Source organism: Streptomyces sp. BE303 (assembly GCF_036290945.1).
GTDB lineage: Bacteria > Actinomycetota > Actinomycetes > Streptomycetales > Streptomycetaceae > Kitasatospora.
Genome location: NZ_JAQYWZ010000162.1, coordinates 1 through 338, shown reverse-complemented (window position 1 = coordinate 338; position 338 = coordinate 1). Strand labels below are relative to the sequence as shown.

The 338-nt window shown below is 71.0% G+C and carries 1 protein-coding gene; it reads right to left on the bottom strand.

Annotation, left to right across the window (positions count from 1 at the left end; translation table 11 throughout):
• Nucleotides 1-338: IS110 family transposase (locus tag PUR56_RS00735; protein WP_329947414.1), on the bottom strand; the 338-nt coding region annotated here is incomplete at both ends.

Below are 338 nucleotides of genomic sequence, written 5' to 3'. Positions count from 1 at the left end.
GGCTTTGGGGCGGATCAGTTCGACCAGTCTGCGGCGTCCGGCTTTTCTCAGGGCGGCCGGGGATCCGTGGCGCTCCAGGAGCCAGGTGACGGCCTGGTGGTCGAGCCGTGGTCCGAGCACGCGCTCCAGTGACGGGTGGACCTGGGTGAGCAGGCCGCGTATCCGGTTGGAGGTGCGGGTGGCCTCGGCGGCGAGGTCCTGGTCGAACCCGGTCAGGACGGTGTGTTCGGCGGTGATCTCGTCGGTGAGTTCCAGCGTGCGCAGGGTGTGGGGCATGGTGCGGGCCGCGTCCGCGATCACGGCGGCGTCCTTGGCGTCGGTCTTCGCCTCGCCGGGGT